This is a genomic window from Enterobacter sp. ENT02, from assembly GCF_019219165.1.
GTDB lineage: Bacteria > Pseudomonadota > Gammaproteobacteria > Enterobacterales > Enterobacteriaceae > Enterobacter > Enterobacter mori.
Window position 1 is genome coordinate 606,696 of the sequence record NZ_JAHUWD010000002.1, and the last position, 12,916, is coordinate 619,611.

Here is a 12,916-nt window from a genome sequence, read left to right on the forward strand (position 1 = left end):
AACTTACTCGTTATTCTTACATTGACGACAAAGCTGCGGGCAAGGTGACGCTTTCCGGGGTATGAACCGATGGCCTCGTGTCTGTTCACGTCGCCAACCTCACGGTTGTCGCTCGCTTAAGAGGCGCAGAGTGTCGGTTGCCTGTATTTCATACGGAAACACAGCGCAATTATCAGGGGAATTGCCTGGGTAGAACTCTCCAGAAAACAATCCTTATACCGGGAAGTACTGCAACCCGCAGCCCGCTAACTGCCTGAAAGATCAATACGTCTTACGCCATTGCTGCGTGGATGATCGGTCAGACAAAATTGGTCATTCCGTCGACATCCTTACTTAACCTGGATTTAACACGGAAAACAGCCTCATTATTCCACTGCTCGCCGGGTTATAGCAAGATGACTTTTACCAATTATCACCCGGTTACTCACAGTTTCTTCACTTCGAGGTGGTGATTGGTTTAATAACCACCAAATCGATTGCGCGAAACGGGGCGCAGGCCGGATAAAAGTAAATATAAGCATAGAAAAATGAGTGGCGCTAATGGCTGACGATATTTAGAATCGCCAACCATGAAAACAGAGACTCCAGCCGTAAAAATTGTTGCTATCGCGGATGACTATGCGGGGCAACGCATCGATAACTTTTTACGCACCCAGTTGAAAGGCGTGCCAAAAAGTATGATTTACCGCATCCTGCGCAAGGGCGAGGTGCGGGTTAACAAAAAACGCGTGAAGCCTGAGTATAAGCTCGAAGCCGGTGATGAAGTGCGTATCCCGCCGGTGCGCGTGGCTGAACGTGAAGAAGAGGCGGTTTCGCCTAAGCTGCAAAAAGTGGCTGCGCTGAGTGACGTCATCCTTTATGAGGATGACTATATCCTTGTGCTGAACAAACCGTCAGGTACAGCCGTACACGGCGGCAGTGGCCTGAGCTTTGGCGTGATTGAAGGACTGCGTGCGCTTCGACCGGAAGCCCGTTTCCTGGAGCTGGTGCATCGCCTGGATCGTGATACCTCCGGCGTGCTGCTGGTGGCGAAAAAGCGTTCTGCGCTGCGTTCTTTGCATGAGCAGCTTCGTGAAAAAGGGATGCAGAAAGACTACCTGGCGCTGGTTCGCGGGCAGTGGCAGTCCCATGTAAAAGTGGTGCAGGCACCGCTGTTGAAAAATATTCTGCAGAGCGGCGAGCGCATTGTGCGTGTGAATCAGGAAGGGAAACCGTCCGAGACGCGCTTTAAAGTTGAAGAGCGCTATGAATTTGCCACGCTGGTGCGCTGCAGCCCGGTGACGGGGCGTACCCATCAGATTCGCGTGCATACCCAGTTTGCCGGGCATCCTATTGCGTTTGATGACCGCTATGGCGACCGCGAGTTTGATAAACAACTGGCAGGCACGGGGCTGTCGCGTCTGTTCCTGCATGCGGCTGCGCTGAAGTTTACCCATCCTAATACGGGGGAAGTCATCCGTATTGAAGCGCCGCTGGATGAGCAGCTTAAACGCTGTCTAAAGGTCCTGCGCGGCTGATTTTGCTTTTCTCCCTCTCCCTGTGGGAGAGGGCTGGGGTGAGGGCGTCGGGCCGCAATGGTCCAGTCACATCGTCAGCGGATTACACCCTTCTCGCCTTAACATCTGACACAAGGCAATCAGCGGTAACCCCACTAGCGTGTTGGGATCGCGACCGTCCAGCTTGTCGAACAGCGCAATCCCCAATCCTTCACTTTTAAAACTTCCTGCACAGTTGAGCGGACGTTCCCGGCGGACATAATCTGTTATTTCCTGCTCGCTGAGATGGCGAAAGTGCACGTCGAACGGCTCGCATTCCGTTTGCAGGTGGCCTGAGGCGGAGTTATAAAGTGCCAGCCCTGTATAAAAGGTCACGATAGTGCCACGTGCACGCAGAAGCTGCTGGCAGGCGTTCTCTTCCGTATGCGGCTTGCCGGTGATCTCTCCGTCCAGTACACAAACCTGATCGGAGCCTATAATCAAATGGGCGGGATAACGTGCGGCCAGCGATTGCGCTTTCTCTTGTGCGAGACGCGTCACCAGATGACGCGGGGATTCTCCCGGGTGTGGCGTTTCGTCAACGTCGGGGGCAGCGCATTCGAACGGGATCCCGAGCTTTTCCAGCAGCATTCGACGGTAGGGTGAAGTGGAGGCGAGAACGAGATTTGGCATATTTTTATCACCAGATATAGCGTATCGATGCCAGCCATTTTAAACTACAGGCCGCAATGTGTGCGAATAATTGGCAAAAGGCAGCTCTGGTTGCCTTTTTCTTTGACTCTATGACGTTACAAAGTTAATATGCGCGCCCTATGCAAAAGGTAAAATTACCCCTGACTCTTGATCCGGTTCGTACGGCTCAAAAACGCCTTGATTACGAAGGAATCTATTCTTCCGATCAGGCTGAGCGTATTGCCGAATCCGTAGTCAGTGTGGACAGTGATGTAGAATGCTCCATGTCGTTCGCTATCGACAACCAGCGTCTCGCCGTTTTAACCGGTGATGCAAAGGTGACGGTAACCCTCGAATGTCAGCGTTGCGGGAAACCGTTTGTACAGCATGTTCACACAACGTATTGTTTCAGTCCCGTTCGTTCTGACGAGCAGGCTGAAGCACTCCCGGAAGCGTATGAGCCGATTGAGGTTAACGAATTCGGTGAAATCGATCTTCTGGCTCTGGTTGAAGATGAAATCATCCTCACCTTGCCAGTGGTTCCGGTGCATGATTCTGAACACTGTGAAGTGTCCGAGGCGGACATGGTCTTTGGGGAACTGCCTGATGAAGCGCAAAAACCAAACCCATTTGCCGTATTAGCCAGCTTAAAGCGTAAGTAATTAAGGAGTAAGGTCCATGGCCGTACAACAGAATAAACCAACCCGTTCCAAACGTGGCATGCGTCGTTCCCATGACGCGCTGACTGCAGTTACCAGCCTGTCTGTAGACAAGACTTCTGGTGAGAAACACCTGCGTCACCACATCACCGCTGACGGTTTCTACCGCGGCCGCAAGGTTATCACTAAGTAATCACGCGTTAGCGTGATTAGGCTTAGTGAGGATTTCCCCGTGCAAACGGGGAAGTTACCGAACCAGGCTGTGACGATACCTTGACACGTCTAACCCTGGCGTTAGATGTCATGGGGGGAGATTTTGGCCCTTCCGTGACAGTGCCTGCAGCATTGCAGGCACTGAATTCTAATTCGCAACTCACACTTCTTTTAGTCGGCAATCCCGACACAATCACGCCATTACTTGCAAAAGCTGACTTCGAACAACGTTCACGTCTGCAGATTATTCCTGCACAGTCAGTTATTGCCAGTGATGCCCGGCCATCGCAGGCTATTCGCAATAGCCGTGGCAGCTCTATGCGCATTGCACTGGAGCTGGTGAAAGAAGGGCGAGCGCAGGCTTGCGTCAGTGCGGGAAATACCGGTGCGCTGATGGGGCTGTCGAAATTATTGCTCAAGCCCATTGAGGGCATTGAGCGCCCGGCGCTGGTGACGGTGTTGCCGCATCAACAAAAGGGCAAAACGGTGGTGCTGGATCTCGGTGCTAACGTTGATTGTGATAGTACAATGCTGGCTCAGTTTGCTGTGATGGGGTCGGTGCTGGCTGAAGACGTAGTGGGAATTCATAATCCCCGCGTTGCGTTACTGAATATTGGTGAAGAAGAGACCAAAGGCCTGGACAGCATTCGTGACGCTGCCGAATTGCTCAAGCAGGTTCCCTCCATCAACTATATTGGTTATCTCGAAGCCAATGAGTTGCTGACGGGTAAGACCGATGTATTAGTGTGTGATGGCTTCACCGGAAACGTAACGTTGAAGACTATGGAAGGGGTGGTGCGAATGTTCCTTTCTCTGCTGAAATCGCAGGGGGAAGGTAAAAAAAGCGCCTGGTGGCTGATTTTATTAAAGCGTTGGTTACAAAAAAGCCTGACGCGGCGATTCAGTCACCTCAACCCCGACCAGTATAATGGCGCCTGTCTGTTAGGATTGCGCGGCATCGTGATTAAGAGTCACGGTGCGGCCAATCAGCGAGCCTTTTCCGTCGCGATAGAACAGGCAGTGCAGGCGGTGCAGCGACAAGTTCCTCAACGGATTGCCGCTCGCCTGGAATCTGTATTAGCTAAAAGTGACTGAGCGTACATGTATACGAAGATTTTAGGTACCGGCAGCTACCTGCCAACACAAGTGCGTACCAACGCCGATCTTGAAAAAATGGTAGATACGTCTGACGAGTGGATTGTCACGCGCACAGGTATCCGTGAACGTCGTATTGCCGCGCCAGACGAAACCGTGTCCACCATGGGTTACGAAGCCGCACAGCGCGCTATCGAAATGGCTGGCATCGATAAAGAACAGATTGGCTTGATCGTGGTCGCCACCACGTCTGCCACGCATGCCTTCCCAAGCGCAGCGTGCCAGGTGCAGAACATGCTCGGCATTAAAGGCTGCCCGGCATTTGACGTTGCTGCCGCGTGCGCTGGTTTCACCTACGCGCTGAGCGTTGCCGATCAGTATGTTAAATCTGGCGCCGTGAAGTACGCGCTGGTGATCGGCGCTGACGTGCTGGCGCGTACCTGTGATCCAACCGATCGCGGGACGATCATTATTTTTGGTGATGGTGCGGGTGCGGTGCTGCTCGGGCAGTCCGAAGAGCCGGGCATCATCTCCACGCATCTGCATGCCGACGGTAGCTACGGCGAGCTGTTGACCTTGCCAAACGCCGATCGCGTTAATCCGGAAAACTCCATTTACCTGACGATGGCAGGTAATGAGGTGTTCAAGGTGGCGGTGACTGAGCTTGCACACATTGTTGATGAAACGCTGGAAGCGAACAACCTTGAACGCTCTGCGCTCGACTGGCTGGTGCCGCATCAGGCGAACCTGCGTATTATCAGCGCAACCGCGAAAAAGCTGGGCATGTCGATGGATAATGTTGTGGTGACGCTTGATCGCCATGGCAACACCTCTGCGGCGTCGGTACCGTGCGCATTTGATGAAGCGGTACGCGATGGACGAATCAAACGGGGCCAGTTGGTCTTGCTTGAAGCCTTCGGTGGCGGGTTCACCTGGGGTTCCGCGCTGGTTCGTTTCTAGGATAAGGATTAAAAAATGACGCAATTTGCTTTTGTGTTCCCGGGGCAGGGCTCTCAAACCGTTGGGATGTTGTCTGAAATGGCAGCCCACTATCCGGTAATTGAAGAGACTTTCCGTGAAGCTTCTGATGCACTGGGTTATGATCTGTGGGCGTTGACTCAGCAGGGTCCAGCCGAAGAACTGAACAAAACCTGGCAGACTCAGCCAGCACTGCTGACCGCGTCCGTTGCGCTGTGGCGTGTATGGCAGCAGCAGGGCGGCAAAGCGCCTGCACTGCTCGCGGGCCACAGCCTAGGTGAATACTCTGCACTGGTGTGTGCCGGTGTGATCGCCTTTGCTGACGCGGTACGTCTGGTAGAACTGCGCGGTAAATTCATGCAGGAAGCGGTGCCGGAAGGCACGGGTGGCATGTCTGCTATCATCGGTCTGGATGATGCTTCGATTGCAAAAGCGTGTGAAGAATCTGCTGAAGGTCAGGTGGTTTCACCGGTAAACTTTAACTCGCCGGGCCAGGTCGTTATCGCCGGTCATAAAGAAGCGGTTGAACGTGCTGGTGCTGCCTGTAAAGCTGCTGGCGCGAAACGTGCGCTGCCACTGCCGGTCAGCGTTCCGTCACACTGCGCGCTGATGAAGCCTGCCGCCGACAAACTGGCGGTTGAGCTGGAAAAAATTACGTTTAACGCACCGACGATTTCCGTTGTAAACAACGTCGATGTGAAATGCGAAACCGCGCCGGAGGCAATCCGTAATGCGCTGGTTCGCCAGCTTTACAGCCCAGTACAGTGGACCAAAACCGTTGAGTTTATGGCGTCACAGGGCGTTGAGCATCTGTATGAAGTCGGTCCAGGTAAAGTCCTCACCGGCCTGACAAAACGTATTGTTGATACCCTGACTGCCTCGGCCATTAACGAGCCGGAAGCACTGTCAGCGGCACTCGCGCAATAAAAGAGGAATACCATGAGTTTTGAAGGAAAAATCGCACTGGTTACCGGCGCAAGCCGCGGTATCGGACGTGCAATTGCTGAAACACTGGTTGCGCGCGGCGCGAAAGTGATTGGTACAGCAACCAGCGAGAATGGCGCTCAGGCCATCAGCGAGTATCTTGGTGTGAACGGTAAAGGTCTGGTACTCAATGTGACCGAACCTGCATCTATCGAATCTGTTCTGGAAAATATTCGCGCAGAGTTTGGCGAAGTCGATATTCTGGTAAATAATGCCGGGATCACGCGCGACAACCTGCTGATGCGAATGAAAGATGACGAGTGGAACGATATTATCGAAACCAACCTGTCATCTGTATTCCGTCTGTCAAAAGCGGTAATGCGCGCTATGATGAAAAAGCGTCATGGTCGTATTATCACTGTTGGTTCTGTGGTTGGTACCATGGGAAATGCTGGTCAGGCTAACTACGCTGCGGCGAAAGCAGGTCTGATTGGCTTCAGTAAGTCGCTGGCACGTGAAGTCGCGTCCCGCGGTATTACTGTAAACGTTGTTGCTCCGGGCTTTATTGAAACGGACATGACGCGTGCGCTGACCGATGATCAGCGTGCGGGTACGCTGGCGGCAGTTCCGGCGGGTCGTCTTGGCGACCCTAAAGAAATCGCCAGCGCGGTTGCATTTTTAGCCTCTGACGAAGCGGGTTACATCACTGGTGAAACCCTTCACGTCAATGGCGGGATGTATATGGTTTAATCACGATGAAAAATATTTGCGTTATTGTAGGGGTTGGCCTCAAAATAACGTAAAATCGTGGTAAGACCTGCCGGGATTTAGTTGCAAATTTTTCAACATTTTATACACTACGAAAACCATCGCGAAAGCGAGTTTTGATAGGAAATTTAAGAGTATGAGCACTATCGAAGAACGCGTTAAGAAAATTATCGGCGAACAGCTGGGCGTTAAGCAGGAAGAAGTTGTGAACTCCGCTTCCTTCGTTGAAGACCTGGGCGCAGATTCTCTTGACACCGTTGAGCTGGTAATGGCTCTGGAAGAAGAGTTTGATACTGAGATTCCGGACGAAGAAGCTGAGAAAATCACCACCGTTCAGGCTGCCATTGATTACATCAACGGTCACCAGGCGTAAGTGAACATCTCCAGGCGGTCATTCGACCGCCTGAGTTTTATCTTTTTTAGTCCCACGAATCTCTTTTATTTTTCCCTCCCTGGAGGACAAACGTGTCTAAGCGTCGTGTAGTTGTGACCGGACTTGGCATGTTGTCTCCTGTCGGCAATACCGTAGAGTCCACCTGGAAAGCTCTCCTTGCCGGTCAGAGCGGCATCAGCCTAATCGACCATTTCGATACTAGCGCCTATGCAACGAAATTTGCTGGCTTAGTAAAGGATTTTAACTGTGAAGAATTTATCTCGCGCAAAGAACAGCGCAAGATGGATGCCTTCATTCAATATGGAATTGTCGCTGGCATTCAGGCCATGCAGGATTCTGGCCTTGAGATTACGGAAGAGAACGCAACCCGTATTGGCGCCGCTATTGGCTCCGGGATCGGCGGTCTTGGCCTGATCGAGGAAAACCATACATCTCTGATGAATGGCGGACCGCGTAAGATCAGCCCGTTCTTCGTTCCGTCCACGATTGTTAACATGGTGGCGGGTCACCTGACCATTATGTTCGGTCTGCGTGGGCCAAGCATTTCCATCGCTACCGCATGTACGTCCGGCGTACATAACATCGGCCAGGCCGCGCGTATCATTGCGTACGGCGATGCAGATGCTATGGTTGCAGGCGGTGCTGAAAAAGCCAGTACCCCACTGGGTGTAGGCGGTTTTGGTGCGGCGCGTGCGCTGTCTACCCGTAATGATAACCCGCAGGCGGCGAGCCGTCCGTGGGATAAAGACCGTGACGGCTTCGTGCTGGGCGACGGTGCGGGTATGATCGTACTGGAAGAGTACGAACACGCGAAAAAACGCGGTGCGAAAATTTATGCTGAAATCGTTGGTTTCGGCATGAGCAGCGATGCTTACCACATGACGTCTCCTCCGGAGAACGGTGCGGGTGCTGCGCTGGCGATGGAAAATGCGATTCGTGATGCGGGTATTACCCCAGCACAGATTGGCTACGTTAACGCGCACGGTACTTCTACGCCTGCAGGCGATAAAGCTGAAGCACAGGCGGTTAAGTCTATCTTCGGTGAATCTGCCAGCCGCGTAATGGTGAGCTCCACGAAATCCATGACCGGTCACCTGTTAGGTGCGGCGGGTGCAGTAGAGTCAATCTACTCCATCCTTGCGCTGCGCGATCAGGCTGTGCCGCCAACCATCAACCTGGATAACCCGGATGAAGGTTGCGATCTGGACTTCGTTCCTCACGAAGCGCGTCAGGTTAGCGGTATGGAGTACACCCTGTGTAACTCCTTCGGCTTCGGTGGTACTAACGGCTCTCTGATCTTCAAAAAAGTCTGAGCCTGACTGCACGATGGCTATTAAAAAGGTCCGCTTGTCGGGCCTTTTTTATTAAGCGTAATCCCCTTGTCCGGTTAAAGACATCCTGCCAGACTGAACCCCCACGCATCAGGAGACATCATGTTTTTGATCAATGGCCTTGAGCAGGAGAATCTGCCTGCCAGCGACAGAGCAACGCAGTTTGGTGATGGCTGCTTTACGACGGCGCGAATTATTGACGGGCAAATATGCCTGCTCGACGCGCATATCCGCCGTCTGCAAACGGCCTGCGAAACCTTAATGATCCCCTTTCAGCACTGGGGCACGCTGCGACGTGAGATGAGCCAGCTGGTGTCAGAGAAGAGCAGTGGTGTGCTGAAAGTCATCATCAGTCGCGGCAGCGGAGGGCGGGGTTATAGCGGGGCCAGCTGTGAGAACCCCACGCGCATACTCTCCGTATCCGCTTATCCCGCACATTATGAAAGCTGGCGCAAAGACGGCGTCACGCTGACGCTGAGCCCGATACGACTGGGCCGCAACCCCATGCTGGCCGGAATTAAACACCTCAATCGCCTTGAACAGGTGCTGATTCGTACTCATCTTGAACAGACGGACGCTGATGAGGCGCTGGTTCTTGACAGCGAAGGGTTCATTACGGAATGCTGTGCGGCTAATTTACTCTGGCGGAAGGGCCGTGATGTCTTCACACCTTCACTGGAGCAGGCTGGGGTGAAGGGCATTATGCGTCAGTTTTGTTTGCAACAGTTGGCACACTCGGGTTTTCGCGTTGTCGAAGTTAACGAAAGGGAAGAGGCGCTACTGACCGCTGATGAAGTTATTGTTTGTAACGCGTTGATGCCTGTTTTACCCGTCCGCGCCTATGGTCAACAGGTCTGGTCATCGCGCGAACTGTTTCAGTTTTTAGCCCCGTTATGTGAGCAAACCAGATAGTCATGAAGAAAATGTTGCGCTTTGTTCTCCTCCTCATCGTTGTGCTGGGTATTGCTGGCGGCGCGGGAGTGTGGAAAGTCCGTCAGCTGGCGGACAGTAAAATCCTGATTAAAGACGAGACGATTTTTACCCTTAAAGCCGGTACCGGGCGCATTGCGCTGGGTGAGCAGCTTTACGTGGATAAGGTCATCAACCGCCCGCGCGTCTTCCAGTGGTTACTGCGCCTTGAGCCTGAACTGTCTCACTTCAAAGCCGGTACGTACCGCTTTACCCCTGGTATGACCGTCAGGCAGATGCTGCAGGTGCTGGAGAGCGGCAAAGAGGCCCAGTTCCCGCTGCGGTTTGTTGAGGGGATGCGTTTAAGCGATTACCTCAAACAGCTGCGTGACGCACCCTATATTAAACACACGTTAAAAGACGACAGCTATCAGACGGTCGCTGAGGTGCTGAAATTCGAGCATCCTGAGTGGGTGGAAGGCTGGTTCTGGCCGGATACCTGGATGTACACGGCGGGCACAACCGACGTTGCTATTCTGAAACGCGCACATAAAAAAATGGTCGCGGCGGTGGAGTCAGCGTGGGAAGGGCGTGTAGATGGCCTGCCCTATAAAGATCAAAATCAGTTCGTCACCATGGCCTCGATCATTGAAAAAGAGACTGCCGTTGCGGCAGAGCGCGATCAGGTCGCTTCCGTATTTATCAATCGTCTGCGCATCGGCATGCGTCTGCAAACCGATCCCACCGTCATCTACGGTATGGGCGAGAGTTATAGCGGCAAGATATCCAGAAAAGATCTGGAGACGCCAACAGCGTATAATACCTACGTGATCGCAGGCCTGCCGCCAGGCCCGATTGCGACGCCGAGTGAAGCCTCATTACGAGCCGCGGCGCACCCGGCCAAAACACCGTACCTCTATTTTGTGGCTGACGGAAAAGGGGGGCATACCTTTAACACCAACCTTGCCAGCCATAATCGCTCTGTTCAGGACTATCTGAAGGCACTTAAGGAAAAAAATGCGCAGTAAATACATTGTCATTGAGGGACTCGAAGGGGCGGGTAAAACCACCGCCCGCAACGTGGTGGTTGATACGCTGAAAGCGCTTGGCGTTGCGGACATGGTGTTTACCCGTGAACCCGGCGGTACGCAACTGGCTGAAAAGCTGCGTAGCCTTGTGCTGGATATCAAATCCGTTGGCGACGAGGTCATCACTGACAAAGCCGAAGTGTTGATGTTCTACGCGGCGCGCGTGCAGCTGGTAGAAACGGTGATCAAACCTGCAATGGCAGAAGGGAAATGGGTGATTGGCGATCGTCATGACCTGTCGACCCAGGCGTATCAGGGCGGTGGTCGGGGGATTGACCAGACGATGTTAGCAACGCTGCGCGACGCAGTGCTCGGTGATTTCCGTCCCGACCTGACGCTCTATCTGGACGTGACGCCTGAAGTCGGCCTGAAGCGTGCCCGCGCGCGCGGTGAACTGGACCGCATCGAGCAAGAGTCTTTTGACTTCTTCAACCGTACCCGCGCGCGCTACCTTGAACTGGCGGAGCAGGATGCTTCCATTCGCACTATTGATGCAACACAGTCTCTGGACGAGGTGACGCGCGCAATTCAGAAGACGGTCGCGCAGTGGCACCAGGAGCAACAGGCATGAAATGGTATCCATGGTTGCGCCCGCACTTTGAACAGTTGATCAACAGCTATCAGGCGGGGCGGGGCCATCATGCGTTACTGATTCAGGCATTGCCAGGAATGGGCGATGATGCGCTGATTTACGCCATCACCCGTTTCCTGATGTGTCAGCAGCCGGAAGGGCATAAAAGCTGCGGTAAATGCCGTGGTTGCCAGCTGATGCAGGCGGGCACACATCCGGACTATTACACGCTGGAGCCTGAAAAGGGCAAAAGCACGCTCGGGATTGACGCCGTGCGTGAAGTCAGTGAAAAACTGTATGAACACGCGCGGCTTAACGGGGCCAAAGTGGTCTGGCTGAAAGATGCCGCGCAGCTTACCGAGGCGGCGGCGAACGCGCTGCTCAAAACCCTGGAAGAGCCACCGGAGAAAACCTGGTTCTTCCTGTCATGTCGTGAACCGGGACGATTACTGGCGACACTGCGCAGTCGCTGCCGTCTTCATCACCTCGCAGTACCTCAGGAAACATGGGCGCTCACCTGGATTGAACGCGAAGTGACGGTGTCACAAGACGCGGCCCTGACTGCGCTGCGGCTGTGCAGCGGCGCGCCAGCGGCGGCTCTGGCGTTGCTTCAGGCGGATGTCTGGTCGCAGCGTGAAACGCTGTGTCGTGCCGTCGAATCCGCGCTGGATAGCGGCGACTGGTTGAGTTTGCTGCCTGCCCTGAACAGCGATCAGTCGACCGAGCGCCTGCACTGGCTGGCCGCTTTACTGCTGGATGCGCTCAAACTTCAACAGGGGGCAACACTTCTGACCAACCTTGACGTCTGGCCGCTGGTGAACACCCTGGCGAATCGCCTGTCGGGCGTTTCGTTGCGCGCTATCCTTCATGATATTTGCCAGAGTCGCGAACAACTTTTGACAGTAACCGGTCTTAATCGCGAGCTTTTACTGACAGACCAGTTACTGCGAATCGAACACTACCTGCAACCAGGCGTGATACCGCCTGTTTCCCATCTCTGAGAGAGACATTATGTTTTTAGTCGACTCACACTGCCATCTTGATGGTCTGGATTATCAATCTCTGCATAAAAACGTCGATGACGTGCTGGAAAAAGCCGCCGCCCGCGATGTCAAATTCTGTCTGGCCGTGGCAACCACGCTACCGGGCTACCGCTCCATGCGCGAACTGGTTGGCGTTCGCGATAACGTCGTCTTCTCCTGCGGCGTTCATCCACTGAACCAGGATGACGCGTATGACGTGGAAGATTTACGTCGTCTGGCGGCAGAAGAGGGCGTGGTGGCGATGGGTGAGACCGGGCTTGACTATTTTTACACGCCGGAAACTAAACCACGCCAGCAGGCGTCCTTCCGTCACCATATCCGCATTGGCCGCGAGCTGAACAAACCCGTCATTGTGCATACCCGCGATGCGCGCGCCGATACGCTGGCGATCCTGCGGGAAGAAAAGGTGACGGATTGCGGTGGCGTACTACACTGTTTCACAGAAGACAGAGAAACGGCGGGCAAGCTGCTTGATTTGGGGTTTTATATCTCGTTTTCGGGGATCGTAACGTTCCGTAATGCTGAGCAGCTGCGTGATGCTGCGCGTTATGTTCCGCTCGATCGCATTCTGGTGGAAACAGACTCGCCGTATCTGGCACCGGTGCCGCATCGCGGCAAAGAGAACCAGCCAGCGATGACGAGAGACGTGGCTGAGTATATGGCCGTTCTGAAGGGCGTCAGCATTGAAGAGCTGGCTCGTGCGACGACGGAAAATTTCTCCACGCTGTTCCACATCGACCCCGCCCGCCTGCAATCTGTCTGATACACCTGTTTT

The 12,916-nt window shown here is 53.8% G+C and carries 15 protein-coding genes; 14 read left to right on the top strand and 1 reads right to left on the bottom strand.

Annotated features, from left to right (window positions below):
* Positions 1 to 569 precede the first annotated feature (569 nt).
* Complete coding sequence (gene rluC / locus KW829_RS08820) at positions 570 to 1,517, top strand: 23S rRNA pseudouridine(955/2504/2580) synthase RluC (protein WP_089599878.1); 948 nt, start codon at positions 570 to 572, stop codon at positions 1,515 to 1,517.
* A gap of 66 nt (positions 1,518 to 1,583) precedes the next feature.
* On the opposite strand, the gene KW829_RS08825 is transcribed toward rluC, so the two are convergent.
* Positions 1,584 to 2,168 carry a nucleoside triphosphate pyrophosphatase gene (locus KW829_RS08825; RefSeq protein ID WP_218308041.1) on the bottom strand — a complete coding sequence of 195 codons (585 nt, stop codon included), beginning with the start codon at positions 2,166 to 2,168 and terminating at the stop codon, positions 1,584 to 1,586.
* Between the two features lie 140 nt (positions 2,169 to 2,308).
* Here KW829_RS08825 and yceD point away from each other — a divergent pair, with 140 nt between their 5' ends.
* From yceD to KW829_RS08890, 13 genes are all read left to right on the top strand, one after another.
* Positions 2,309 to 2,830 (top strand): 23S rRNA accumulation protein YceD, encoded by a 522-nt coding sequence (yceD, locus tag KW829_RS08830; protein WP_006174678.1) that lies wholly within the window; start codon positions 2,309 to 2,311, stop codon positions 2,828 to 2,830.
* Between the two features lie 16 nt (positions 2,831 to 2,846).
* On the top strand, positions 2,847 to 3,020 hold the full coding sequence (gene rpmF, locus KW829_RS08835) for a 50S ribosomal protein L32 (RefSeq protein ID WP_003857964.1): 174 nt from the start codon (positions 2,847 to 2,849) through the stop codon (positions 3,018 to 3,020).
* Between the two features lie 80 nt (positions 3,021 to 3,100).
* Positions 3,101 to 4,135: a phosphate acyltransferase PlsX gene (gene plsX / locus KW829_RS08840; RefSeq protein ID WP_010429690.1), complete on the top strand. Its 1,035-nt coding sequence runs from the start codon at positions 3,101 to 3,103 to the stop codon at positions 4,133 to 4,135.
* A 6-nt stretch (positions 4,136 to 4,141) separates the two neighbouring features.
* Entirely contained in the window at positions 4,142 to 5,095 is a 954-nt protein-coding gene (locus KW829_RS08845) for a beta-ketoacyl-ACP synthase III (protein WP_010429693.1), read from the top strand.
* Positions 5,096 to 5,110: 15 nt separating this feature from the next.
* The gene (gene fabD / locus KW829_RS08850; protein ID WP_032647992.1) at positions 5,111 to 6,040 is read left to right on the top strand and encodes an ACP S-malonyltransferase; all 930 of its coding nucleotides are present in this window, start codon (positions 5,111 to 5,113) and stop codon (positions 6,038 to 6,040) included.
* Positions 6,041 to 6,052: 12 nt separating this feature from the next.
* Entirely contained in the window at positions 6,053 to 6,787 is a 735-nt protein-coding gene (fabG, locus tag KW829_RS08855; RefSeq protein ID WP_218308042.1) for a 3-oxoacyl-ACP reductase FabG, read from the top strand.
* A 154-nt stretch (positions 6,788 to 6,941) separates the two neighbouring features.
* On the top strand, positions 6,942 to 7,178 hold the full coding sequence (gene acpP / locus KW829_RS08860) for an acyl carrier protein (protein WP_003857954.1): 237 nt from the start codon (positions 6,942 to 6,944) through the stop codon (positions 7,176 to 7,178).
* Between the two features lie 92 nt (positions 7,179 to 7,270).
* On the top strand, positions 7,271 to 8,512 hold the full coding sequence (gene fabF / locus KW829_RS08865) for a beta-ketoacyl-ACP synthase II (RefSeq protein WP_089599880.1): 1,242 nt from the start codon (positions 7,271 to 7,273) through the stop codon (positions 8,510 to 8,512).
* Between the two features lie 120 nt (positions 8,513 to 8,632).
* Positions 8,633 to 9,442 carry an aminodeoxychorismate lyase gene (gene pabC / locus KW829_RS08870; protein WP_218308043.1) on the top strand — a complete coding sequence of 270 codons (810 nt, stop codon included), beginning with the start codon at positions 8,633 to 8,635 and terminating at the stop codon, positions 9,440 to 9,442.
* A 2-nt stretch (positions 9,443 to 9,444) separates the two neighbouring features.
* Positions 9,445 to 10,467 carry a cell division protein YceG gene (gene yceG / locus KW829_RS08875; protein ID WP_218308044.1) on the top strand — a complete coding sequence of 341 codons (1,023 nt, stop codon included), beginning with the start codon at positions 9,445 to 9,447 and terminating at the stop codon, positions 10,465 to 10,467.
* Complete coding sequence (gene tmk, locus KW829_RS08880) at positions 10,457 to 11,098, top strand: dTMP kinase (RefSeq protein WP_089599883.1); 642 nt, start codon at positions 10,457 to 10,459, stop codon at positions 11,096 to 11,098. Before yceG ends, tmk begins: the two co-directional genes overlap by 11 nt.
* Positions 11,095 to 12,099 (top strand): DNA polymerase III subunit delta', encoded by a 1,005-nt coding sequence (holB, locus tag KW829_RS08885; RefSeq protein WP_010429717.1) that lies wholly within the window; start codon positions 11,095 to 11,097, stop codon positions 12,097 to 12,099. The genes tmk and holB overlap by 4 nt, the downstream gene beginning before the upstream one ends.
* Before the next feature lie 10 nt (positions 12,100 to 12,109).
* Entirely contained in the window at positions 12,110 to 12,904 is a 795-nt protein-coding gene (locus tag KW829_RS08890; protein ID WP_108418030.1) for a metal-dependent hydrolase, read from the top strand.
* The last annotated feature ends 12 nt before the right edge of the window (positions 12,905 to 12,916 follow it).

Bases quoted from the DNA above. Each gene is read 5' to 3' on its own strand.
- KW829_RS08845 (WP_010429693.1), top strand. From the start codon at position 4,142: ATGTATACGAAGATTTTAGGTACCGGCAGCTACCTGCCAACACAAGTG.
- KW829_RS08890 (WP_108418030.1), top strand. From the start codon at position 12,110: ATGTTTTTAGTCGACTCACACTGCCATCTTGATGGTCTGGATTATCAA.
- rpmF (WP_003857964.1), top strand. From the start codon at position 2,847: ATGGCCGTACAACAGAATAAACCAACCCGTTCCAAACGTGGCATGCGT.
- fabD (WP_032647992.1), top strand. From the start codon at position 5,111: ATGACGCAATTTGCTTTTGTGTTCCCGGGGCAGGGCTCTCAAACCGTT.
- fabG (WP_218308042.1), top strand. From the start codon at position 6,053: ATGAGTTTTGAAGGAAAAATCGCACTGGTTACCGGCGCAAGCCGCGGT.
- acpP (WP_003857954.1), top strand. From the start codon at position 6,942: ATGAGCACTATCGAAGAACGCGTTAAGAAAATTATCGGCGAACAGCTG.
- yceG (WP_218308044.1), top strand. From the start codon at position 9,445: ATGAAGAAAATGTTGCGCTTTGTTCTCCTCCTCATCGTTGTGCTGGGT.
- yceD (WP_006174678.1), top strand. From the start codon at position 2,309: ATGCAAAAGGTAAAATTACCCCTGACTCTTGATCCGGTTCGTACGGCT.
- rluC (WP_089599878.1), top strand. From the start codon at position 570: ATGAAAACAGAGACTCCAGCCGTAAAAATTGTTGCTATCGCGGATGAC.
- holB (WP_010429717.1), top strand. From the start codon at position 11,095: ATGAAATGGTATCCATGGTTGCGCCCGCACTTTGAACAGTTGATCAAC.
- KW829_RS08825 (WP_218308041.1), bottom strand. From the start codon at position 2,168: ATGCCAAATCTCGTTCTCGCCTCCACTTCACCCTACCGTCGAATGCTG.
- pabC (WP_218308043.1), top strand. From the start codon at position 8,633: ATGTTTTTGATCAATGGCCTTGAGCAGGAGAATCTGCCTGCCAGCGAC.
- tmk (WP_089599883.1), top strand. From the start codon at position 10,457: ATGCGCAGTAAATACATTGTCATTGAGGGACTCGAAGGGGCGGGTAAA.